Source organism: Actinocrispum wychmicini, from assembly GCF_004345645.1.
Lineage (GTDB): Bacteria > Actinomycetota > Actinomycetes > Mycobacteriales > Pseudonocardiaceae > Kibdelosporangium > Kibdelosporangium wychmicini.
In genome coordinates this window covers 887,139-910,207 of the sequence record NZ_SLWS01000001.1, presented here as the reverse complement: position 1 = coordinate 910,207, position 23,069 = coordinate 887,139, and the positions used below count along the sequence as shown (strand labels likewise).

The window sequence follows — 23,069 nt, the reverse complement described above, 5'->3', positions numbered from 1 at the left end:
GGTGGCTGGCCAGGAGCGTGAGGTCAAGCGCGCCGACGGCGTCACGCTGCTGTGCGTCTTCCTGATGATGTTGCTGATCATCCCGGCGCGGCTGGTGATCAGCGGCATCCCGATGTCGATCACTCCGGCCACGCTCACCGGGATCATGCTCGGCGTCATCTGGCTCTGCTGCCAGTTGGTCACCACGCTCGGCGTGGCCAAGGGCCGGAACATCGCGCGGACCGCCCTGTTCCTGTTCGCCTGCTCACAGCTGGCCACCTACGGTTACGCCACCCGGAACTACCTGCCGTCGGACGAGGCCGCCGGCGCCGACCGCACGATCGTCGTGGTGTTCGGGTCGATCTGCGTCGGCATCGCGGCGTGCGACGGGGTCAAGAACCTGATGCGGCTGGACGTGCTGCTTCGGTTCATGACCGTGCTGATCGGCGTCGTCGCGTTCATCGGGTTCCTCCAGTTCGCCGCCGGGTTCGACGTGACCAAGTACCTCGCCGTGCCCGGGTTGCGGCCGGTCACCGACGACGGGTTCGTGCTGGCGCGGGCGGCGTTCCGACGGCCGGCCGGCACGACCGGGCACCCCATCGAGTTCGGTGTGGTGTGCGCGATCGGGGTGCCGCTGGCCGCGCACTACGCGTACCGGGCCAAGGACGCCGGCGAGAAGGCCGGGAAATGGTGGCTGTGCCTGGGGATCATCGCGGCCGGTGCGGTGGTGTCGCTGTCCCGGTCGGCGATTCTGGGGCTCTGCCTGGCCGGCCTGGTGCTGATGATCGGGTGGCCGGCCCGGCGCCGGGTGCAGGGCCTGATGGCGGCGGCCGTGTTCCTCGGCGTGCTGCGGCTCGTCGTGCCCGGGTTGATCGGCACGCTGTACAGCCTGTTCGACAGCATCGGCGACGACCCGAGCATCTCCGGCCGTACCGACGACTACGCGTCCGCGGGCGTCCAGATCGCCAAGCACTTCCTGCTGGGCCGGGGCAACGGCACGTACCTGTCGGAGAAGTACGGGCCGCTGGACAACCAGTACCTCGGCACCCTTGTCCAAAATGGATATGTCGGGCTCGGCGTGCTGGTCTTCCTGTTCCTGGCCGGGATGTGGGCCGCGGCCAGGGCGCGGGCGCTCAGCCCCGACCCGGTCATCCGGGACTTGGCGCTGTCGCTGATCGCCGCGCAGTCCATTGTGGCGCTCGGGGCCGCCACGTTCGACCTGCTCTGGTTCTCCACCGGAACCGGGCTCACCTTCGTCCTGGTCGGCGCGAGCGGCGCACTGCTGCGCGTGGTCAAGACCCAGGAACCCGTCCTCCCCCCGATGTGGAAAGCGGTCCGATGACGGATATCGCGCTGCGCAAGACCGCGGCCTGGTACGACTGGCTGACCGAGCACAGCAGGCGGATCGCCCAGGTGGCGGTCGGGCTGAGCCTGCTGCTGGCCGGCGGGTACGCGGCCGTCCTCGGCGGCCAGCTTCGGTACTCGGACGAACACGTCTACTTCCAGCTGACCGAGTCGCTGGCGGCCGGCCACGGCTACGCCTTCGGCGCCGACCCCACGGCGTACCGGCCACCGGGATACCCGTTCCTGTTGCTGCCGGTGCATTTCCTGACCGGCGGCAGTGTGTTGGCGATGCGCTTGGTCGGCGTGCTGTGCCTCGCGGGCGCGGTGTGGTTCGCGTACCTGCTCGCCCGCCGGATCTCGCCGCTCGCGGGTGCGTTGGTCGCGGTCGTGACGGCCGTGTATCCGCTGTTCATCTACACGGCCAACGCGTTGTACCCGCAGATCCCGGCCCTGCTTCTGCTACTGATGACGCTCGAGTTCGGGCTACGCGCGCGGGATCGGTGGACGTGGGCGGTCTGGTCCGGGCTCGCCGGCGGGTTCCTGACCATCACTGTGCCGTCGTTCGCGCCCACGCTCATCCTCGTGGTGATCTTCATCGGCTGGCGGGCCCGCAAGGCCGCGGCCGTCCTGCTGGTGGCCGCGGCGGTCATCCCGGGCCTGTGGTGTGTCCGCAACGCCCTGGTGATGCACGCGTTCATCCCGGTCTCCACCAACAACGGCGTGAACCTGTTACTGGGCAACAATCCTGACGCCACCGGCGGCAGCGGCACGAGCGTGGACGTGTCGGCCTACGAGAACGAGGCCAAGGCGCGCAAGCTCGACGAGGTGCAGATCGACCACTTCTACTCGGGCAAGGCGGTCGACTGGATCACCGAACACCCGGGCCAGGCCGCCGGGCTGTACGTGTCGAAGGTCGCGAACAACTTCACCTACAGCGACACGTTGAAGACCGAAGGCCAGGGCGCCTCCGATGTTCTGGCGGCGCTGACGTACTACCCGTTGCTGGCGTTGGCCGTGCTGCGGGTGCTGCTGTGGCGTCGGTTCCCGCTGCGCCGGCTGGACAAGCTCCTGGTCTGGACGATCGTGCTGAACGTCCTGCTGCTGGCGGTGTTCTTCACCCGGATCCGGTTCCGCGTGCCGCTCGACTCGTTGACGATCGTGCTCGCGGTGTCCACCGTGGCGGTCTGGTGGGATCGGCGGCGGACCGCGTGACCGAGACGACCAAGGCCCCGATCCGCAAGGCGCTGCGGCTGAGCCTGCTCAACACCGTCGTCGGCAAGGCCGGCACGTTCCTGACCGGGATCGTGCTGGCGCGTCTGCTGACACCGCAGGACTTCGGGCTGTACGCGGTCGCGTTCGTCGCCCTGATCGCCCTGCTGTCCCTGAACGAGCTCGGCGTGAGCCTGGCGATCGTGCGCTGGCCCGGCGACCCGGAGCGGATCAGGCCGACCGTCACCACGATCTCCTTGGTCACCAGCGCGGTCATCTACGCGGCCTGCTACGTCGGGGCGCCGTTGTTCACCGCGGCGATGGACGCGCCCGGGGCGACCGGCATAGTCCGGGTGCTGTGCCTGTCGGTGTTGGTGGACGGGCTCACCGGACCGGTCGCCCAGTTGGTCAACCGCGACTTCAAACAAGGACTGCGGCTGCTCGTCGACTCGACCAACCTGGTCGTCACCACCGGGTTGACCGTCTCGCTCGCGGTCACCGGCCACGGCGCCTGGAGCCTCGCGGTGGGTCAGGTGACCGGGAACGCGGTCTCGTCGCTGGTGCTCTTCGGGTTGAGCCGCAAGTGGCCGCGGCTGGGGTTCGACCCGAGCCAGGCCCGGCAGCTGCTGGCGTTCGGGCTGCCGCTGGCCGGGGCGAGCCTGCTGATGATCGCGATGCTGAACGTGGACAAGGTGGTCACCGGGCGGATGCTCGGCGCGGTCGCGTTGGGCCTCTACGTGCAGGCGTTCAACCTGGCGTCCTGGCCGGTGAACGTTTTCTCGCTGATTGTCCGGCGGGTGTCACTGGCCGCGTTCGCCCGGGTCCAGGAGGATCCGGCGGAACGACAGACGGTGTTCGCCAAGATGGCCATGGTCCTGGCCGTGCCCACGCTGCCGGTGTGCGCGGTCCTCGGCCTGCTCGCCTGGCCCATTGTGTCCACTTTGTACGGACACCAGTGGGTGGGGTCGTCGGTGGCCCTGCAGTACCTGGCCCTGCTCGGGGTGGTCCGGGTCGCCTCGGAGCTGGCCTACGACTTCCTCGTGGCCCTCGGCCGGTCCCGGGTGACGATGTGGCTGCAGGCCGCGTGGATGGTGGCGCTGCTGGTGTTCCTGCCGTTGGGCGCGTACTTCCTCGGCATCGAAGGGGTCGCGATCGCGCACGCCGGGGTCGCGGTGGTCCTGATGCTGCCCGCGTACGCGATCGCCGTGATGCGGACGGGAATCTCGTTGCGGTCGCTCGTGGCGCCGTTGGCCCGCCCGCTGCTGGGAACGGCGTGCATGACCGCGGTGATCCTGGTGGTGCGGTGGTTCACCGAGCCGTCGTTCCTGCAGCTTCTGCTGGGCGGGACGCTGGGAATGCTCGCCTATCTCCCGGCGGTGTGGCCGTTGCGGAAGGTCCTCAGGGGCGGTCTCCGCGGCTGACCACGATCGGACGGGCGTTGGCGTCGTCGGTCGCGACCGTGCCACGCCACCGCCGGTACTTCGTCATCACCTTCTCGGCCACGACCCCGCCGCCGGACCGGACGAGTTCCACGGCGACGGCCGGTGCGGGCGGACGGGTGTGGACCGCGGACAGGTACTCGTCCTCCTGGATCCGGGCGGCCCGCTTGAGGGCGAACCGATCCACCACCAGGTCACGGGCGAACGTGCCGAGGTTCAAGCGCTGGTCGGCGGCGACCACCAGGCGTTCCAGGGACGACCGCAGCGCGGCGACGCCGTCGCCGCCCAGGCCGTACCAGCCCTGGAGCAGGAACAACGGCGCGCTCTCCGGCGTAAGCAGTTCACTGAATCCCTGCTCGCCGACGACCACGAGTGGTTTGCCGAATGCCATCCCGCGCAGGGCCGAACCACCCATGCCGACGATCACGTCCGCGGCCGCGTAGGCGGGCCTGGGGTCGGGAATCTCGCCGGTCAGCCGGACTACGGTTCGGCCGGCCTGAGCGTTCGCCTTCGCTGCACGTTCGGCGACCTCGTCCCGTGACCTGCCATCGCCGACGAGCACCAGCTGCACCCGGTGACCAGCGGCGGCCAGGTCGCCGACCGCGTCACACGCGTTCAGCAGCCCTTCCAGCTTCAGCTCGGGAACCAGCCGGCAGACCATCGCGACCAGGACCTCGTCCGCCGGGATCCCGTGGTCGCGACGGAAGTCCCGGCCGTCCACACCAGGGTGGTCGGTGTCGGTGTCGACCGGCGGTTCGAGCAGCGTGACGTGCCTGTGGCCGGCGGCCAGCGCGGCGTCCCGGATCGCGTCCGTGCCGACGACCAGCGGAACCGTCCGGGGGAAGAACGGGACCACGGACATGGACATCACGGTTCCCACGACCGGGGTGCGCAGCCGCAGCCCGGGACCGAAGAACGCCTCGACCACCGGCGGCCACTCGTAGCCGTGCACGACTTCGATCCGTCGGCCGCGGACCACCTGGATGAGCCTGGCCAGCACGTCCGGGGACGGCCGGCGCCGGTTCAGCGGGATCTCGATGTGTTCCAGGCCCATGCCGGTGACCTTGTCGACCAGCGGACCGGGTTCTGAGAAAACGATTACCTCATGTCCGCGGTCGCGCACCGCGCCGGCCAGCTGGACGGCGTTCAGCTGGGAGCCGCCGATCTCCATGGCGTGCGGGTAGACCAGGATTCTCATGACACCCGCACCCATCGATCGATTGGCAGGCCGAGTCGGTCGACAACGGACGGATCGCACGCGAGCAATGCCGCGTCCGGCAGGAGATGCACCAGTTCGGGACTGCCGAGGACCGGAACCCCGTCGAGGTCAAGACCGTGCGTGTCCGGGTCGTCGTCGAGCGCGCCCACGGGCACCCAGTCCCGTGGGTGGGCCCGTACCCGAACAAGCGCTTGCTTCACCTGCTCCGCGGCACCGACCAGGAGCAACGGCCGCGCGGTCACGCGGTCGCCCCCCAGCGGGAGGACAGTGCGGCGCCATGCTCAGCGCTGTCCTCCGCGCACGTGGTCACGGGAATCATCGATCGCGCCCTTCCTCTCGAAGGTCCCGTGCTGACCATCGCCGAACCGGCCCGGTTTCTTACCTGTTCGCCGACACTCCGGCCAGTCGGGTGAATTCCCGCGCGCGAGCGGCCCATGAATGCGTTGTGGCCACCGAACGTCGTTGCTCGACCGCGTCCGGTGTCCGCTCCACACTCGACACTTTCATGACGGTGCCGGCGAAATCGTCGGCTATGTGGACGTGCGGGGTCTCCTGTGCCAACCGCCGGCTGGCCGGCAGGTCCGTACTCACCACAGGCCGGCCCGCGGCCAGGTACTCCAACGTCTTGAGCGGAAACGACGCCCGGTTGAACGGCGTGTCCGCGTACGGGGTCAGCCCCACGTCCAACCGGGCGAACCACTGCGGCAACTCGGTGAACGGAACCGGTCCGACGTGGTGCACGTTCGCCCGCCGGAGCAACCTGTCCGCCCGATCCGGTTCCCAGCCCGGCTCGCGCGGGCCGACGAGCAGCAAGCCGATCCCGGTGTCGGCGACCGCCTCAAGCAGGCCGATGTCGATCCGGTCGCTGAGCTGGCCGATCAGGCCGGCGACCGGGGTGGGGAAACCGTCGGGCACCGGGCCTGGCGCCGGCAACTCCCGGTACGCGTCCGGATCGCAGCCGTTAGGAAACACGACTGGCTTCGCATGCGCCCAGCGTTCGGCGAGCTCAGGGCCGACCGCGAGCACGAGATCCGCCCGCGCGAGGGCTTTCAGTTCCTCCTTGAGCACGAACTTGGCGTCCTGGTTCATCAACGTGGCACCGGCGACCCAGTCGTCGGTGCCGTACAGCACGTCGAACGCGCCCCACCGGCCGAGCAGATCGTGCTGGTGGCACGCGACGAAGACGTCCGCGCGGCGTTTCCGCAGCACTGAAGCGATCTGCGCGCGGACCAACGGCCAGGTGAGCGACCGGATCCCCGGCCGCGTCCAGCCGGGCGGGCCGACCGGGGTGAGCCGGACGATCCTCGGCGCCACCCGCCTGACGAGCGGGCGCCACACGCGGTTCGACTCGCCCCGAAACCGCGCCGGTGTCACGGGCGACACCGGCGGATCCACCCACAGCACGTCGACCCCGGCGTGGCGGACCAAGGACTCGGCGAGCTGACGCTCCGAGCCCTTGACCCCGTCCCACGTCACTCCGGACGCGACCACCACCAACCGGGTCATGGCGTGAAGACCACGTCCACCCAGTAGTTGGCGCCCTGGTACGTCTGCTCCGGGAAGCCCGGCCCGACGTGGTACACGCCGTTGGCCGTGCCGACCCCGTTCGCCGGTGCGCTGAGCGGGTTGCTGGTCACCGGGTTTTGGAAGTAGCCGTTGTCCGCGGCGTAGTGCCCGTTCGGGTTCGTGTACGAGACGACGTACGGCTGCCCGGCCACGACCGCCACCGGTGTGGCGAAGGTCAGCGTCTGCCAACCGGTGGCTGTCTCACCCGTGAACGTCCCGGTGGCCAGCGGGCCGCCGGTGTTCGTCCACAATGTACCGGTGTGGGTGCCGGTGTTGCCTGTGCCCTTGTAGAACTTCACACCGGTGACGAACCCGTTCACCGATGTGGTGAACCGGACACCCATCTCGTAGTTGCCCGTGTCGTTCGCCGACGGGGTCGTCGGGACCGTGGCCGCGCTGAACAGCGAGCACGGGCAGGTCTGGGTGGCGTTGGCGGTGAACGACCACGTGGTCGCGGTCGGCGTCACGTTGCCGTTCACGTCAGCGATCTTGATGCTGGCCGTGTACACCGTGCCGGCCACGAGCCGGGCCGACGGCGTCAACGTCACCGTCTTCTTGTCGGTGGACAACGACAACGCGCCGGCGAGCTTGGCACCACCGGGGTCAGCCAACGTGAACTGCGCGGTGGTCAAGTCGACCGGTTCGTTGTACGTCGCCGTGACCGTCGTGGTCAGCGACACCCCGGTGGCGTTGGCGGCCGGCGAGGCGCTGGTGACGGACGGCGGTGTGGAGTCACCGTTCGCGCCGCCCTGCCAGATCACGTCGACCCAGTAGTTCGAGCTGCCGTACGAGCTGGTCGGGAAACCACCGCCCGAGCCGTACCGGTACAGGCCGTTGGCACCGTCCACTCCGCCGGCGAGCGCGTGCAGGGCGCCATAGTCCCCGCCGACGCCGTTGAAGTAGCCGCCGTTGACCGCGTAGTTGCCGTTCGGCGCGTAGTACGACACCACGTATGTCGTGTTGGGCTGGACGACCACCGGCGACGAGAACATCAACGTCTGCCAGCCGCCGCCGTTCTCGTTCGAGAACGTGCCAGTCGCCAGCCGCGTCCCCGTGCTCGACCACAACGAACCGGTGTGTGTCCCGGTGTTGCCCGGTCCCTTGTAGAACCGGACGCCGAGCACCGAGCCGCGGGTGTCGAACCGGACCTTCGTGCCGACCTCCACCGCGCCCGGGTCGTCCGAGCTGGGCTGCTGCGGCGTGGTGAAGTCGTCCCACACCGTGCACGGACACGTGGCCGGCCGCGCCGTGCCCGTGGTGAAGGACCAGGTGTACGGCGGGTTCGAGATCGAGTTGCCGGCCGGGTCGGACGCGCGGACGGACATCGTGTACGTCGTCCCCGCCGCCCACGGCTGGCTCGGTGTGAACGTCGCCGTCTTGCCGTCGCTGGACAACGACGCCGTGCCGGCCACGCTCCCGCCCGGCCCGCTGGCCGTGTACTGCACCGAACTGGGCGCGATGGCCTCGTCGAAGGAGACCGTCGGCGCGGCGGACAGGCCGACGCTGCCGCTGTTGCTGACCGGGTTGGTGGACACCAGCTGCGGCGCCCGGGTGTCCGGACCGGGGTCGAAGCCGTAGACCACGTCGACCCAGTAGTTCGAGTCGCCGAAGCTGCGGTCCGGGAAGCCGGACGTGCCGACCTTGTACATGCCGTTGGGGTTCTGCGCGGTGCTCTGCAACGCGGTCAACGGTTCCAGGCCGGTCGCGGAGTTCGTGAAGTAGCCGCTGTCGGCCGCGTAATGCCCGGTATTCGTGTGGTACGAGGCGACGTACGTGGTGTTCGCGTTGACCGGAACCGAGCTCGGGAACATCAGCGTCTGCCACCCCGACGCGGTCTCACCGGTGAACGTGCCGGTCGCCATCAGCGTTCCGTTGCTGGACCACAGCGAACCGGTGTGCGTGCCGGTGTTGCCCGTGCCCTTGTAGAACCGCACGCCTCGGATGTAGCCGTCCGACGACGCGGTGAACTTGACACCAAGCTCGAGCGCGGATGTGTCGGTCGTCGCCGGGGTGCCCGGGACCGAGGTGTCGGTCCAGATGCTGCACGGGCACTGCCGTGCGACCACCGTGACCGTCGCGTTGACCGGCGCCGACAGGTTCGCCGAGTCGTCCACCGCGCGCACCGAGAGCGTGCGCTGGCCGGAGGCCGACGGGGTGAACGTGTACGTCCACGTCGGACTGCCCGGACCCCAGTTGGCCGCGTGCCACGTGGTGCCGTCGATCGACACCTCGACCCCGGCGACCTTGCCGCCGACGTCGGTCACCGTGCCCGAGAACGTGTACGGCGTGCCGACCACTGGCGACGCCGGCGCGCTGAACACAGGCGCGGGGGCGGTGACGTCCGCAGTCATCGTGGCGAGCGTGAGACCGAGGTCGGTCCGCAACGTCCTGGGTTGGACGTTGTCCATGTCCGCCAACAGGTTCACGGTCGCCTGCTGCATCGCCCGGTCCGCGGTCGGCGTGCCGGTGGCGAAAAGGTGGTCGTTTTCAAGGCCCCATGACCACTGCACGGTTCCCGCGCCGAAAACCAGCGCGCCACTGGGCTGGTACTTGTACAACGTCAGTGCATGCGTCTTGGTCCCGGCGCCGTACACGTCACCGTAGTTCTGCAGGACGAAACTGCCCTGACTAGTGTCGGTCATGGCGACCGTGGTACGCGACAGCTGGCTGACACCGGCAGGCTGGAAACCGTTGTCCTCCACCGAGTTCCACTCGTAGCCCAGGGTGCCCGGCTGGAAGACCTTGACGTCGCCGGGGTTGAGGTTGTCGACGCCGGTGTTGCGCCACAGCCGGAGCTTGCCGTACGCGGCGGGCACGTTCAACCGGTCGTCGCGCCGACCGTTGACGGTGAACAGGTTGCCCAGCAACGAGTTCTCCGGCCGGCCGCCGTCCTTCGGTGGGCTTTGGCGCGGGTCGCGCCAGGTGCCGGTCCAGACGGTCGGGTTCGGGTCCACCTGGTCCGGCTTGGTCTCCTTGTAGCAGACCATGACCCGCCAGTTGGCGTGCGCCGGGTCGGCCGGCGAGGTCTCCCAGCGGGTCTTCCAGAAGATGTCGTTGCCGGTCATGAAGGCCAGGTTCACCCCGGCTGCCCGCGCCGCCTCGACATTCGTGCGCTGCTCGTTCGACCAGTACTCGTCGTGGCCGACCGGCATGAAGACCTTGTGGTTGGCGATGAGATTGCCGCGCCTGGCAGTGTCCACATCGGTCGTGTAGCTCATGTCGTAACCGTTGGACTCAAGGAACTTCAACATCGGCACTTCGGCGTTGAAGATGTAGTTCTCGTTGTTGCCGCCGAGGATCGGCCGGTTGTAGCTGACCTTGTACGCCGAGCCGCCGTTGCCGGGACCGTTGCCGGAGTACAGGCTCTGCCCCTTGGGCTCGCTGTTGCGGTTGCCGTAGGTGTTGTACGCCTGCCAGGTCGCGTCCGAGGTCTGGAACAGGATGTCCGCGTGGCTCGAGTCGTCCCGGACCACGAAGACGACCTCACTTTCGCCCACGCTGCCGTCCGAGTACTCCCTGTGCAACACGGTGTAGTACAGGCCGGAGGTCGCGTCGGACGGAACCGTCCAGGTGAACGTGGTGTTCCAGTTGCCGCAGTCGACCAGGCCGGTGACGCTGTCCTCCTGGCAGGCGTTCTGAGTCGCCGCGCCGGTGCGGTTGATGGACTGCATCAGCCGCGCGCCTTTGCCGTGGTAGTAACCCAGGCGGTAGATGTTGACCTGCCACTGGGTGGCGTCGGTCTTCACCTTGAACTTGACGGTGTTGCCCGGCGCGTAGCTGATGTCGTCCGCGTAGCCGACGATCGAGTCGTCGTACGCGTCCACCTGCCACTGGTCGCTTTCCTGGTCGACGTGCGAGTCGTTCTCACACGCGATCTTGTTGACCGGCGCATCGCACGGGCCGCCGGCGGCGACCGCCGCCGGCCCCGTCAACGCTCCGACAACGGCCAAGTTGGCGGCCACCATCGCGATGGACGCCAACTGCGCCACTCTTCGTCTCAGGTGAATACCGAACACCCGCATTGCTCCGCCTTCCAGCCCACCACTTTCCCCCGTCGTCGCTGAAAAAGTCGGCGTTCGGCTTGTTGATGTTACGACTTTCGGATTACCGCGCCCCAAAGTGCGGTTAATTTACGATAACGCGACTGACCGCATTCGTGAAGTCACAACTGGAACGTGATGTGGACCGCATTTCGCGGACCATCCCGCTCAGCCGCAGCTGACGAGCAACGGGGTCACGACCGTGCAGGTGGTGGCCGCCGAGTTGTTGCCCGGGATCGGATCCGTTGGGACAGAAGCGGTCTTGGCCGCCGAGAGCTGGTAGGGCAGGCCGATGTAGAGCAGCCCGAGCGGAACGGAGAAAGTTCCCGTGGCGCTCGAACCGGCCGCGAGTTCACCGAACGCGCAAACCGGTTGGACACCACCGGAACACTTCGTTCCGGAGTTCGCGGACAAACCGGGAGAGAGCGTGCCGCGCACCTCGGCGGATTTCATCGTACCCGGCCCGTTGTTGGTTACCCGCACAGTGACGTCGATTCGCGGCACGAGCAGGGCGAATTTCGGCGTCGCCGTCACGCTGACGGCCACGTCCGCCTGCGTGATGACGGTGAGCGTGCCCACGTCCACCGGGGCGGTCCCGTCGTTGCGGCCGAGCAACTGGCCCTGCAACGTGTTCACGGAACCCTGCGCGCCCGCCTTGACCCTGAGCGTGAACACGACGGTGTCGGACTCGAACCCGCCCATCGCCTCCGGCAGGACCGCCATGTAGCCGACCGGTCCACTGGGGCCGTCCACTGTGGTGCAGGTCGCACCCGGCACGCCGGAACAGCTCACCAGGTCGACATAGGAGGCCAGCGGGACCTCCTTGCTGAGCACCCGGACCGTCGGGTTCAGGATGCTGCCGAACCCGTTGTTGTGCACGGTCTCGGTGAACGTGAACGTGTCGCCAGGCTGGACCTGGCTCGGCGCGAAGGTGGCCTCGACCGACAACGTGTCCGCATACGCGGGCGTGGCCGCGGCGATGATCGCCGCGGCCATCGAAGCCACCACTAAGAGGGGCCTGAGCCTCATTGTCTTACTCCCATCAGTAGGCCCCCTGACCCGTGACCACGGCCCGAACCGTCTTCCACATGATCACCGCGTCGAGGGTGAGCGACCAGTCCTCGACGTACCGCAGATCCAGCCGGACCGATTCCTCCCACGGCAGGTCACTGCGCCCGCTGACCTGCCAGAGTCCCGTCATCCCCGGCTTGACCAGCAGCCGGCGACGGACATCCTTGGTGTACCGCTCGCTTTCCTCCGGCAGCGGCGGCCGTGGTCCGACAAGCGACATGGACCCGGAGAGGACGTTGAACAGCTGCGGCAACTCGTCCAGCGAGTAGCGGCGCAGCACCGCGCCGACCCGGGTCACCCGCGGGTCCGTGCGCATCTTGAACAGCAGGCCGTGGCCCTCGTTGGCCAGGCCGGACCGCAGCTTGTCGGCGTTCGGGATCATCGTCCGGAACTTGACCATGGTGAACGAGCGGCCGTCCTTGCCGACGCGCTGCTGCCGGTAGAACACCGACCCGCGGCTGTCGAGCACGATCAGCAGGCTGATCGCCAGAACCAGTGGGGAGAACACGGTCAGCAACAGCGCCGACCCGACGCGGTCGACGATCTCCTTGACCACCCTGCGCGCACCGCTGAACACAGGCGCGCTCACCCGTAACAGCGGCATTCCCAGTACGCCGCTGACGTGCAGCCGCGGGCCGGCGACCTCCATCAGCACCGGCGCGACGACCATCTCGGCCTCGCTGCCCTCCAGGTTCCACGCCAGCTCCTGCAGCCGCCGCGGGGTCCAATATGGATCCGACGCGATCGCCACCACCCGGTACCCGCCGCGGCGGACATGCTCGGCCAGGTCCCGCAACCGGCCCACGACCGGGACGCCGGCCAGTTCGTCGTCGTTGTCGCCGCGTCCGTCGAATGTGCACACCGCTTCGATCCGCCAGCCCAGGTGCGGCGCGGACCGGGTGCGCGCGATCAGGTCACGGGCCGTCTCCACGCTGCCGGCGACCAGGACCGGCAGCAGGCACCGGCCTTCCCGCCGCGACTTGTGCAGCAGGCGACGTAAGGCGTAACGCATCGGGAAGGCGAACAGGGCGATCGCCGGGATCGCGACGAACACCCATAACCGGATGTTCGTGGATTCCAGTGCCAAGCCCCCCAACGCGAGCACGACCGCGGCGGAGAACAGGCCGCGGCCCAGCCGGCCGAACTCGTCGGCGCCCTGGCCGAGGGCGTTCGCGCTCCACGCCCGGTTCATCCAGAGTGAGCACAGCACGAGCGCCACCGTGGTGACGCCGAGCACAACCCAAAGCTGGTGCCAACTGGCGGCGCCCTTGGCACCGAACAGCAATCCGGTCGCGCCCACCGCGACCACGGTCGCCAACAGGTCACTGAGGACCACGGACCGGCGGTATTTCGGCTCCCAGGCGGCGATCGGCGCATGCCCCGGCTCACTGAACTGCACGGCACGGCCGAACGACTCCACGTTCCTTCGGCGATGCGTGCTTTGGCGAGTCGAGCTTGCGTGCTCACCCATCGTGGTTCCCCCGCCTTTCGGGTACGGGCATGGCAAATTCGACGCAGGCGACCCCGTTCGCCCACGATGTGGAAGTCATTGGTGGATAACGCGTTGGTCTCGGAGCGGCGTCGCGCCCGCCGTACCATGAGTCGTTCACGTACTTCAGGCCGTTACGCGGTGGGTTACCGGGTTTCTCGGCTACTCCGCTCAGGTTCTGGTGCGTAACTCACGAACTGATCCACTCCGCGGTCACCGTGTTCACCCGGAATGCCCAAGACACCCGACGAACAGCCCCTTACTCCCACATTCGGGGTAGGCCGAATGGCGCAGGGAACAACGAACTGCGGGCGGCCGGACGGGTGTCAACCCGAAAACATTCACGGATTCGGGTATCCCTCGAATGGGTCACAGTCGCCGCGGCTGGGCGTACCGGCGCAACGCGGGCGCCACCGGCCGGCCGGTCAGCAACCCGTCGACCCCACCCGCTTCCAGTGCCTTCCGGTAGACGACCATCGCCGCGCGCGCGGCGGTGACGGTCTGCTCGACGTCCGCGTCGGTGTGTGCCGCGGAAACGACGAACGACTGGCCCAGCACTCCGCGGGTGAGCAACTCCTGGAGAAACAGGGTCCGAAAGGCCTGGGACGGCCGGCCTTCCGGGTCCCTTGTGGTGAAAACCAGACAGGAGGGACGGCCGATGACCGAGACATGGTCGGCGATCCCCAGTTCGATGGCGGCAGAATTCACGCCATCGGCGAGCATCCGGCCGGTCCGTTCCATCCGGCCGATTGGATCGCCGTCACGGTACGCCCGCACGACGGCACGGAACGCGGCCAATGACACCGTTTCCGGTCCGTGCGTGGTCGACAGCAGGAACACCCGCGGCCGGTCGGTCCGCAGCCCGCCGAGTTCCATCAGCTCCCGCCGCCCGGCCAGCGCGGAGATCGGGAACCCGTTCCCCATCGCCTTGCCCCAGCACGACAGGTCCGGCCGGACCCGGTACACCGACTGGGCGCCGCCCGCGGCCCAGCGGAACCCGGTGATCATCTCGTCGAACACGAGCACGCTGTGGTTCTCGTCACATATGCGGCGAACGCCTTCCAGGAAGCCGGGTTCGGGTTCGGCCAACGCGGTCGCGGCCTCCATCACCACGGCCGCGATCCGTCCACTGTGCTCGGTGAACAACGCGCTGAGCGAATCGAGGTCGTTGTACCGGAACTTGACCGTCGACTGGGGTGCCGTTCCCGCGTCCATGTCGGTGGTGCCGATGAACCAGTCGTCGACCGAGTAGAACGGCTGGTCGCACACGGCCACCATGTCCCGGCCGGTGGCGGCGCGGGCGAGCTTGACCGCGGCCGTGGTCGCGTCCGACCCGTTCTTGGCGAACTTCACCATGTCGGCGCCGGTGAGGTCGACGAAGTCCTGGGCGGCCAGCAGCTCCAGCTCGGTCGGCCGGCTGAAGCTGAGCCCGTTCGGCAACACCTCTCTTACAGCGTCGAGAACGGGCCCGTAGGCGTGGCCGAGGGTGACCGACCGCAAGCCGATTCCGTACTCGACGTAGCTGTTTCCGTCGACGTCCCACACGCGTGCGCCCCGCCCGTGGGTGAGGACCGGCGCCATCCCTTCGGGATACTGGTCGGCACCGCGCGCATACGTGTGCGCGCCGCCCGGAACGAGCGCGTGCAACCGTTCCTGCAGCTCCGTTGACCGGCGGAAATCGTGGTTCACCTGCACAACCTCCCACACCCCGTAGCCGCACTGACACTGACAGGTAGCCTGCCCACGTGACTGTCCGCCGGGTACCGATCGGGACGGTGAACGTCGACGCGCTCACCGAAGCCGAGGTCGTGCACCGCGTCCGGGACACCTGGCAGGACGGCGGCTGGATCCTGACCGCGAACGTCGACATCGTGCGGGCCATCGGCCGCGACCGTGACCTCGTCCAACTCGCCTCCACCGCAACGTTGACCGTGGCCGACGGTATGCCTCTGGTCTGGGCGGGGCGAATCGCCGGGGACACCATCCCCGAGCGGGTGACGGGGTGTTCGCTGATCTACACGCTGACCGACGCGGCCGCACGGGACGGCAAGTCGGTGTTCATCCTCGGCGGCGCTCCCGGCGTGCCCCAGCGGGCCGCCACCGCGTTGCAGGCCCGTTCGCCGGGCTTGGACATCGCCGGCGTGGCCGCGCCGCCGGTGGGCTTCGACAGCTCCGAGGAAAGCCTGCGCCAGGTGATCGACAGCGTGGTGCTGGCCCGGCCGAACCTGGTCCTGATCGGGATGGGCTTCCCCAAGCAGGAACTGCTGATCCGCCGGCTGCGCGCGGAGCTGCCGAACGCCTGGTACATCGGCTGCGGCGCGGCGATCCCGATGGCGTCGGGGGACAGCAGGCGGGCGCCGGTCACCATGCAGCGGCTCGGGTTGGAGTGGCTGCACCGGCTCGTGCACGAACCCCGCCGGCTGGCCCGCCGGTACCTGCGGGACGACCTGCCGTTCGCGATCACGCTCCTGGCGGGCGCCGCGGTGCGGAGAGTACTCAAGTAATTTCACCCGGGCGGGGGATCTCGGTCCATTGTGGACCCGGAGGTGCGGTCCAGTCCGGTACACCACATACTCGAATCATGCGATTCCTCGGCCACTCGACGGTTCGCATGGAAGTCGCCGGGCACGTGGTGCTCACCGACCCCGTCCTCACTCCCCGGGTCGGGCCGCTGCACCGGGTTGTGGCGCCACTCACACCGGACGCCTGGGCCGGCGTCGACCTCGTCCTGATCTCGCACCTCCACGGCGATCACCTGCACCTGCCGTCCCTGCGCCTGCTGCCCCGGGACGTGCGCGTGGTCGTTCCCCGTGGCGCCGGAACCTGGCTGCGGCACAAGGGCATCGGGAACGTCGACGAGCTGGCGGTCGGCGAACGGGTGACGTACGGCGACTTGACCGTCACAGCGACTACGGCCAGACACTCCGGCCACCGCTGGGGACCGCGACTGACGTACGGGCCACACGCGCCGGCCGTGGGGCATCTCCTGGAGACGTCCGGCGTTCGTATCTACGTGGCCGGAGACACAGATCTGTTCGACGGGATGACGGACCTGGCGCCGGTGGACGTCGCCCTGCTGCCGGTGTGGGGATGGGGCCCGACGCTCGGACCGGGCCACCTGGATCCGGCGCGGGCGGCCGAGGCCGTCCGGCGGATCAGGCCGCGGGTCGCGGTGCCGGTGCACTGGGGGACGTTGGCGCTGCCCGGGGTGGCGAGGAGCCGACGGATGCGGCGGCTGCTGGTCGACCCGCCGCACGAGTTCGCCCGTGCGGTCGGCGCCATGAGCGATGTGATCATCGCCTCACCGGGTACGGAGGTCGGATGAGCGTCGACTGGACCAACACTGCGACCATCGGGTATCCGGTGCTGTTCTTCGGAGTACTGCTCGGCTCGATCATTCCCGTGGTGCCCACCGGGGCCGTGGTGGGCGCGGGCGCCGCCGTCGCGATGACCACGTCCGGGCTGTCCCTGCCGTTGGTGCTCTTGGTGTCCACGGCCGCCGCCTACATCGGGGACGTGACCACGTACGCCATCGCGCGGCTGGGCGGGGAGCCGGCGGCGAGGTGGTTGGCCAGGCACCAGCACGCCGACCGGGTCGCGAGCGTGCGCGCCCAGTTCGGGCGACGCGGCTGGCAGATCGTCGTGGTCGGCAGGCTGCTGCCGGCGGGTCGGATCCCGGTCCTCCTGGCGGCTGGCGTGTTGTCGTATCCGTGGCGGCGGTTCCTGCCGGCGGCGTTGGTCGCGGCGGCGCTGTGGGCGATCGCGTACTCGCTGCTGGGTGTGATCAGCGGGGGCATCTTCGACTCGCCGCTCGTCGCGTCCCTGATCGCGACGTTGCTCGTCCTGCTGGTGACGGTCGCGCTGACAGTCATCGCGCGCCGGCGACACCGGGCACCGGAGGCCGGACGACTGCTGCGGGGCGGCCGGATGACCGCACGGATCGTGCTGATCTGGGTCATCGCGACCGTAGCCCTGCGCGTGCTGGACGCGATCCTGCCCGGCTTCGAGATGACGCAGTGGTGGCAGCCGCCGGTGTGCGCGCTCGTGTTGGCGTTGCTGGCGACCGTGGTGTGGCCGTTGGTGCTGCGGATCGCGATGCCGCTTGCCTTCTACACCCTCGGTCTCGGCGGGTTCCTCGTCATCGGCGCCGGCACCCTGGCGATCTTCAAGGCCATTCCGGGTGTGGACATCGCCGACTTCCGGACGGCGGTCGCCGTCACCATCGGCATGACCGCGGTCGGCGCGATCATCAGCAGCGTGCTCGCGCTCGACGAGGACGAGATCTTCTTCCGCCGGATCGCCCGCCGCGGCACGCCCCCGGACCTCCCGCCGGACACCCCACCCGGCGTGATCTTCCTGCAGGTCGACGGCCTCGGCTACGACGTCGTCCGGCGGGCCGTGCGGGACGGCGACATGCCCACCCTGGCGGCGTGGCTCAACGACGACAGTCACACCCTTGGCCTGTGGCACACCGACTGGTCGTCGCAGACCGGCGCGAGCGTGTCCGCGATTCTCCATGGCGACAACCACGACATCCTCGGTTTTCGTTGGTACGAAAAGGATCGCGACCATGTGATGGCCTGCGCGCACCCGCGTGACGCGGCGGAGATCGAGCGGCGCCACTCCGACGGCAACGGCCTGCTGTCCGGCGGTGGCGCGGGCCACGGCAACCTCTTCACCGGCGACGCGGACCACGTGAGCCTCACCATGAGCGCGGTGCCGATCCTGCCCAAAGGCGTCCGGCGCGGGCACAACGAGCGGTCCGCGGACGGCTATTTCGCCTACTTCGCCCGGCCGGTCAACGTGATCCGCACGTTCATCTCCGCGCTTGTCGACGTGGTCCGGGAACTGTGGGCGTCGGCCAGCCAGCGACGGGCGGACGTCCGGCCCCGGGTCAAGCGCGGCGGCTACTACCCGTTGGCACGGCCGGGAACGACCGTGATCACGCGGGACGTCGTGGTGTCCGCGATCATCGAGGACATCCTCGCCGGCCGCCCGGTGGTGTACGCGGACTTCCTCGGCTACGACGAGGTCGCCCACCACTCAGGGATCGAACGGTTCGACGCCCTGGCCGTGCTGCGTGGCATCGACAAACAGATCAGCCGGCTGCACCGGGCCACCCGTCTTGGCCCCCGGCGCTACCACGTCGTGGTGCTGTCCGACCACGGCCAGACCCAGGGCTGGGCGTTCGCGGACCGGTTCGGCGAGTCGGTCGAGGCCTACATCGGCCGCCTTTGCGGCGGTTCCCCCGGCGAGCCGGCCAAACCGCGGAACACCGCCGAGGGCTGGCAGATGAACGCGGCGTTCGCGGAAGGCGGCCTGATCGCGCGCCGGCTGCGCGGCCGGGTTGAACGTGCCGAAGTGGAGCCGCACCGAGCCCCCAGCGGCCAACCCGGCGCGGTCGCGAGGGTGGCGCCGGGGGTGGTCGTGGTGGTGTCCGGGCACACCGCCATGGTGTCGTTCACCGACCATGCGGGGCGCGTCCCGCTGGAGACGATCGAGCGGGAGTTCCCCGATCTGCTGCCCACCCTGGTCGACCATCCGGGAATCGGCTTCATGCTGGTCCGCAGCACCGAATTCGGCCCGGTCGTGCTCGGCGCCGACGGGCTGCGCCGGCTGGCCACCGGTGTGGTCATCGGCACGGATCCGCTGACCGGCTACGGACCGCACGCGGCCGAACTGGTCAAGCGCGTGGACACGTTCCCGCACTGCGCGGACATCATGATCAACAGCAGGTACGACCCGGAGACGGACAACGCCTCCCCGTTCGAGCCGCACGTCGGTTCACACGGCGGCATGGGCGGCCCGCAGTCGCGCGGCTTCCTGGTGTACCCCAAGTCCTTCCAGCCGCCCGGCGAAGTCGTCGGCGCCGAAGCGCTGCACCGCGTCCTGCGCGGCTGGCTCACCGACCTGGGCCACCCGGACCCCCGGACCCTGTCCACCGGACGGTCCGCACTGGCCACCCCGAGTTAACCGCCGTTAACCACCGAGGTGACCAGTTCGGCCAGATGCTTCGCCTGCACATCCGTGGTGAGCTCGCGTTCGAGGCGGGCCCGGCCGGCGGCGCCCATGGCATCGGCGCGATCGGGATCCGCCATCAGAGCGGCGACCGCCGACGCGAACATGTCGACGTCACCGGCGGGCACGACCAGCCCGTCCTGGCCGTGCTTGACGTAGCCCTCCAGGCCCTCGCTCGCAGTCACCACGTACGGCCGGCCGCAGGCCATCGCCTCAAGGATCACCGACATGCCCGAGCCGTGGACGTTCGGCTGGGTGGCCACCGCGACCACCGCCGCCCGGCCGTAGAACCGGCGGCGGCGCGGGCCGAGGTGGCCCCGGTGCAGCACACCGAGCTCGCCGGGCAGGTCGACGTCGAGCTGGGTGGCCAGTTCCAGGCGGGTCCCCGGCCGGCCGCGGCGGACCTCGCTCACCGCCTTGATCAACGTGGGGTGGTCCCGGTGCGGGTCGTCGCCGACGCTGGCCACCAGGTCCCGGTCGATCCCTGTGGTCAACGGCCGGAACCAGGATCCGTCGACGCCGAACGGGACGAAGCGCAGCTTCGACGACGGCACGCCCCACTCGGACTGCAGCACCGGAAGCATGCCGCGCGACTGCACGAACACCGCTTCCATCCGATCGAGCGCGGACCGCGCGCGCCGTAGGAAACTCCTGGAGCGCCCGGACGGGTCAGTGAGCAGCTGCACACCGCTGACCACCGGCGGGCCGCCCAGGCGGGTCAGCGCGGCGGCCGGGATGCCGGTGAACTCGTCCCAGCACAGCACCACGTCCGCGCTTCGACGCAGCGAATTCCGTTGCGCGACAAGGGCTTCGAAGTACTCAAGGTCGCCGGTGCGGGCCCGCAGGCGGCGGGCCACCCGGGGGATCACCCGGCCGGTCAGCACCGGCCGGAACGCCACGTCCACGCCGTGGTTGGCGAGCTCGTCGATGCCGAACGGGGTGTGGTTGGGGACTTCACCGGTGGCGTTGCGCGCCGGCCAAGCGGCCGCGTCGAGATGGTGGATGAGCTCGACCCATGCGCGCACGCGGGACAAAATTCGGACTCCCCGTTCACATCCGCAGCATCAGCTCGGCAAGCCGGGCGGCCTGGAGCTCGGTGCTGAATTCCCTCTCGACCTTACGACGTCCGGCCGCACCCAGTTCCGCGGCCATGGCCGAGTCGGACAGCAGCCGCTGGACGCATTTGGCCAGCTCATCCTCATCGCCGGCCGGGTACACCAGACCCGTCTCCGCACCGACAACATAGTCCATTAGGCCCGGTGTGTCCGGAATGACCACTGGCCGTCCGCTGGCCATCGCCTCCAGGGTCACGGTCAACCCGGAGGCGTGCACGTTCGGCGTGGTGGCGATGGCGACCACGCTCGCCCGTGCGTACAGCCCCCTGATCTGACCCTCGCTCAGGCCGGGTCGGGCCACGGCCGGGTCTACCGGCAGCCGGGTGGCGATCTCCAGCCGAGCCCCCGGCACCCGCCGGACGGCACGGACCAGCATGCCGTGGTCACGGTGCCGGTCGTTGCCGGCACTGACCACCAACCCGGGTTCGGAGCCGGGCCGCACGTGGAAGAAGTCGGTGTCGATGCCCAACGGAATGTGATGAGCGCGACGCACACCCCAGTCGGAGCGCAGCCGCGGAATCATCGCCGACGACGACGCCCACACCAGCTCAGCGCGCGGTAGCGCCCACCGCGCGAACCGGGCAGTCATCGGCGCCACCTCGTCGGTGAGCCACACCACGCCCGTGACCACGGGTTTACGGCGTTCCCGCAGCGCCGCGGGCACACCCGAGTACTCGTCCCAGCAAAGGACAGCGTCGCAGTCGTTGAACCGCAGCGCGTCCATCCACTCGTAGCCGCCGAGCCGATGCCGGGCCGCGCGGCCGACACGCTCAGTGACCAAACCCCGGCGCGGCGGGCGCAGCACCGGCTGGACCCCATGGCGGGCCAACCTGTCCAGGCCGTACGGCCAGTGATCAGGGACTTCGCCGTTCGTGTGCCGTCTGGCCCATTCGTCCGGATGCAACTGGTGTGAAAGTTCCACGGACACCCGCACTGCTTTGGTCCTCCATGTCGCCGGCACCGCGTGAGAACTGCGGCAACGCGAAGTTACTAGACTACGGTTCGTGTCCAGGGCGGCGGCGATCGCGCGAGGGGTCGCCCTCCAGGTGGTAGCACGGGTCTCCGCGCTGCCGCTGGCGATCGTCACGCTCGGTGTCGCCACCCGATACCTGGGCGAGCACCAGTACGGCGTGATGACGACCGCCATCGTGTTCGTCGGCCTGTTCGAGACCCTCACGTCCCAGGGCATGGGCACGGTGATCGTGCGCCGGGTGAGCGGCGCGGCCCGGTCGTCGCTGGCCCGCCTGGTCGGCATCGACCTCACGTTGTCCCTGGTCTACGCCGTTCCGCTGGCGCTGACCGCGGCGAGCGTCGGCATCCTGACGTACAAGGAGTCGCCCGAGACCCAGCGGGCCATCCTGGTCCTGGCGATGGGGTTGATCTGCAGCGCCGTGGCGTCGTGCTTCGACGCGGTGTTCGACGTCCACGTGAAGTACGGGCCGGTCGCCACCGCCGAGTTCTTCTCGCGCGTGGTCACCCTGGTCGCCGCGTTCACGGTCACGTTCACCGACGCGGGCCTGCTGGCCATGTGCGCGGTGCAGATCATCCCGTCGTTGATCAAGATGATCGTGAGCGGCATCGCGGCCAACAAGCTGACCCCACTGCGTCCGGTGGCGTCGCTGGACGAGACCGCGAGCCTGTTCAAGGAGAGCATCCCGTTCACCCTGATCATGCTCATCGCGGTGGTCTACTGGCGGGTCGACGGGGTGCTGTTGTCGCTGCTGTCGGACACCCGCCAGGTCGCCGCGTACGGCCTGGCCTACCAACTCGCGTTCACACTCGCGATGTTGCCCCAGGTGTTCTCACGGACCGCGTTGTCGACGATCAACGAGGGCTACGCGACCGACCCGGAACGGTTCCGCCGCGCGGTCGCCAACGGCTACCGCTTCCTGATGCTGTTCGCGACACCCGTAGCCGTCCTCGGCATCCCGCTGTCCGGCCGGTTGATCACCGCGATCAGCACCGAGGAGTTCACCGAGACCGCGACCCCGGTCCTGCGCCTGTTCTTCATCGCCTGCGCGATCAGCTTCCTGACCTCGATCATCAGCGACGCCATGGTCGCCGCGCACCAACAGCGCTATCTGACCATGCTGTCCGCGGTGAACCTGATCGTGAACACCGCGCTCAACCTCGTGCTGATCCCGCATTTCGGCGCGGTCGGCTGCGGAATAGCGCTGATCGTCACGGAACTGTCCGGGGTGGTGTTCACCCAGCTCCGGCTGCGCAAGATCGGCGTCGGCCCGATCCCGCTCGGCTATCTCGTCCGGCTCATCCCCGGCCTCAACCTGGCCCTGCTCGGCATGCTCGCCACCTGGTCGCTGCCGGTGGCGTTCCCGATCGTCGCCGGCGCGATCGGCTACGTCCTCGGCGCCCTGATCGGCGGCGCCATCCCGGCCGAAATGCGCAACGCCCTCACCGGCGCGCTGAAACGCCGCTCGAAATCCGAGCCGGAACCCCAACCCGACCGCGGCGACAAGACAATCCGCATCCCCCGCGCCCAGCTTCCGCAACCACCGCCCTCATGAGGGAAGCAACCCGAGTGGGTGAAAGGACAGTGGGCGCGGCACGAATCCGTCAGCA

16 protein-coding genes are annotated in these 23,069 nt (G+C 69.0%); 7 read left to right on the top strand and 9 right to left on the bottom strand.

Annotation, left to right across the window (positions count from 1 at the left end; translation table 11 throughout):
* Position 1: 1 nt before the first annotated feature.
* Genes EV192_RS04590 through EV192_RS04580 form a run of 3 tightly spaced genes read left to right on the top strand, consistent with a single transcriptional unit; the run spans position 2 to position 3,953 of the window.
* Complete coding sequence (locus tag EV192_RS04590; protein WP_243726624.1) at positions 2-1,321, top strand: O-antigen ligase family protein; 1,320 nt, start codon at positions 2-4, stop codon at positions 1,319-1,321.
* On the top strand, positions 1,318-2,535 hold the full coding sequence (locus EV192_RS04585) for an ArnT family glycosyltransferase (protein ID WP_132111380.1): 1,218 nt from the start codon (positions 1,318-1,320) through the stop codon (positions 2,533-2,535). The genes EV192_RS04590 and EV192_RS04585 overlap by 4 nt, the downstream gene beginning before the upstream one ends.
* Positions 2,532-3,953, top strand: coding sequence for a lipopolysaccharide biosynthesis protein (locus EV192_RS04580; protein ID WP_132111378.1), 1,422 nt, complete (start codon positions 2,532-2,534; stop codon positions 3,951-3,953). The genes EV192_RS04585 and EV192_RS04580 overlap by 4 nt, the downstream gene beginning before the upstream one ends.
* Here the strand turns inward: EV192_RS04580 and EV192_RS04575 are convergent.
* From EV192_RS04575 to EV192_RS04545, 7 genes are all read right to left on the bottom strand, one after another.
* Complete coding sequence (locus EV192_RS04575) at positions 3,931-5,169, bottom strand: glycosyltransferase family 4 protein (RefSeq protein WP_132111376.1); 1,239 nt, start codon at positions 5,167-5,169, stop codon at positions 3,931-3,933. The genes EV192_RS04580 and EV192_RS04575 overlap by 23 nt on opposite strands.
* Positions 5,166-5,432, bottom strand: a complete 267-nt coding sequence (locus EV192_RS04570; RefSeq protein ID WP_132111374.1) for a nucleoside-diphosphate sugar epimerase/dehydratase — start codon at positions 5,430-5,432, stop codon at positions 5,166-5,168. The genes EV192_RS04575 and EV192_RS04570 overlap by 4 nt, the downstream gene beginning before the upstream one ends.
* Positions 5,433-5,568: 136 nt before the next feature.
* Positions 5,569-6,696, bottom strand: coding sequence for a glycosyltransferase family protein (locus EV192_RS04565; protein WP_132111372.1), 1,128 nt, complete (start codon positions 6,694-6,696; stop codon positions 5,569-5,571).
* The gene (locus EV192_RS04560; protein WP_243726623.1) at positions 6,693-10,778 is read right to left on the bottom strand and encodes a DUF4082 domain-containing protein; all 4,086 of its coding nucleotides are present in this window, start codon (positions 10,776-10,778) and stop codon (positions 6,693-6,695) included. The genes EV192_RS04565 and EV192_RS04560 overlap by 4 nt, the downstream gene beginning before the upstream one ends.
* Before the next feature lie 186 nt (positions 10,779-10,964).
* Positions 10,965-11,792, bottom strand: a complete 828-nt coding sequence (locus EV192_RS04555; protein WP_165960206.1) for a COG1361 family protein — start codon at positions 11,790-11,792, stop codon at positions 10,965-10,967.
* Between the two features lie 46 nt (positions 11,793-11,838).
* Complete coding sequence (locus EV192_RS04550) at positions 11,839-13,338, bottom strand: sugar transferase (RefSeq protein WP_132111368.1); 1,500 nt, start codon at positions 13,336-13,338, stop codon at positions 11,839-11,841.
* Positions 13,339-13,725: 387 nt separating this feature from the next.
* A complete protein-coding gene (locus EV192_RS04545) occupies positions 13,726-15,045 on the bottom strand; it encodes a glutamate-1-semialdehyde 2,1-aminomutase (RefSeq protein ID WP_207925880.1) in 1,320 nt (439 codons plus the stop codon).
* Positions 15,046-15,101: 56 nt separating this feature from the next.
* Between EV192_RS04545 and EV192_RS04540 the strand changes: the two genes are divergently transcribed.
* The 3 genes from EV192_RS04540 to EV192_RS04530 all read left to right on the top strand — a co-directional run bounded on the left by EV192_RS04540 (position 15,102) and on the right by EV192_RS04530 (position 19,329).
* Complete coding sequence (locus tag EV192_RS04540; protein WP_132111364.1) at positions 15,102-15,860, top strand: WecB/TagA/CpsF family glycosyltransferase; 759 nt, start codon at positions 15,102-15,104, stop codon at positions 15,858-15,860.
* A gap of 77 nt (positions 15,861-15,937) precedes the next feature.
* Complete coding sequence (locus EV192_RS04535) at positions 15,938-16,681, top strand: MBL fold metallo-hydrolase (protein WP_132111362.1); 744 nt, start codon at positions 15,938-15,940, stop codon at positions 16,679-16,681.
* Positions 16,678-19,329, top strand: a complete 2,652-nt coding sequence (locus EV192_RS04530) for a VTT domain-containing protein (RefSeq protein ID WP_132111360.1) — start codon at positions 16,678-16,680, stop codon at positions 19,327-19,329. Before EV192_RS04535 ends, EV192_RS04530 begins: the two co-directional genes overlap by 4 nt.
* Here EV192_RS04530 and EV192_RS04525 read toward each other — a convergent pair.
* Together EV192_RS04525 and EV192_RS04520 are read right to left on the bottom strand one after the other, a co-directional pair.
* On the bottom strand, positions 19,326-20,399 hold the full coding sequence (locus EV192_RS04525) for a glycosyltransferase family 4 protein (RefSeq protein ID WP_132111358.1): 1,074 nt from the start codon (positions 20,397-20,399) through the stop codon (positions 19,326-19,328). The two genes, EV192_RS04530 and EV192_RS04525, sit on opposite strands and share 4 nt — an antisense overlap.
* Before the next feature lie 25 nt (positions 20,400-20,424).
* Positions 20,425-21,417, bottom strand: coding sequence for a glycosyltransferase family 4 protein (locus EV192_RS04520; protein WP_132111356.1), 993 nt, complete (start codon positions 21,415-21,417; stop codon positions 20,425-20,427).
* Between the two features lie 76 nt (positions 21,418-21,493).
* Here EV192_RS04520 and EV192_RS04515 point away from each other — a divergent pair, with 76 nt between their 5' ends.
* Positions 21,494-23,014, top strand: a complete 1,521-nt coding sequence (locus EV192_RS04515; RefSeq protein ID WP_165960205.1) for a flippase — start codon at positions 21,494-21,496, stop codon at positions 23,012-23,014.
* Positions 23,015-23,069 lie beyond the last annotated feature (55 nt).

Bases quoted from the DNA above. Each gene is read 5' to 3' on its own strand.
- EV192_RS04585 (WP_132111380.1), top strand. From the start codon at position 1,318: ATGACGGATATCGCGCTGCGCAAGACCGCGGCCTGGTACGACTGGCTG.
- EV192_RS04575 (WP_132111376.1), bottom strand. From the start codon at position 5,169: ATGAGAATCCTGGTCTACCCGCACGCCATGGAGATCGGCGGCTCCCAG.
- EV192_RS04565 (WP_132111372.1), bottom strand. From the start codon at position 6,696: ATGACCCGGTTGGTGGTGGTCGCGTCCGGAGTGACGTGGGACGGGGTC.
- EV192_RS04560 (WP_243726623.1), bottom strand. From the start codon at position 10,778: ATGCGGGTGTTCGGTATTCACCTGAGACGAAGAGTGGCGCAGTTGGCG.
- EV192_RS04555 (WP_165960206.1), bottom strand. From the start codon at position 11,792: ATGGCCGCGGCGATCATCGCCGCGGCCACGCCCGCGTATGCGGACACG.
- EV192_RS04550 (WP_132111368.1), bottom strand. From the start codon at position 13,338: ATGGGTGAGCACGCAAGCTCGACTCGCCAAAGCACGCATCGCCGAAGG.
- EV192_RS04535 (WP_132111362.1), top strand. From the start codon at position 15,938: ATGCGATTCCTCGGCCACTCGACGGTTCGCATGGAAGTCGCCGGGCAC.
- EV192_RS04530 (WP_132111360.1), top strand. From the start codon at position 16,678: ATGAGCGTCGACTGGACCAACACTGCGACCATCGGGTATCCGGTGCTG.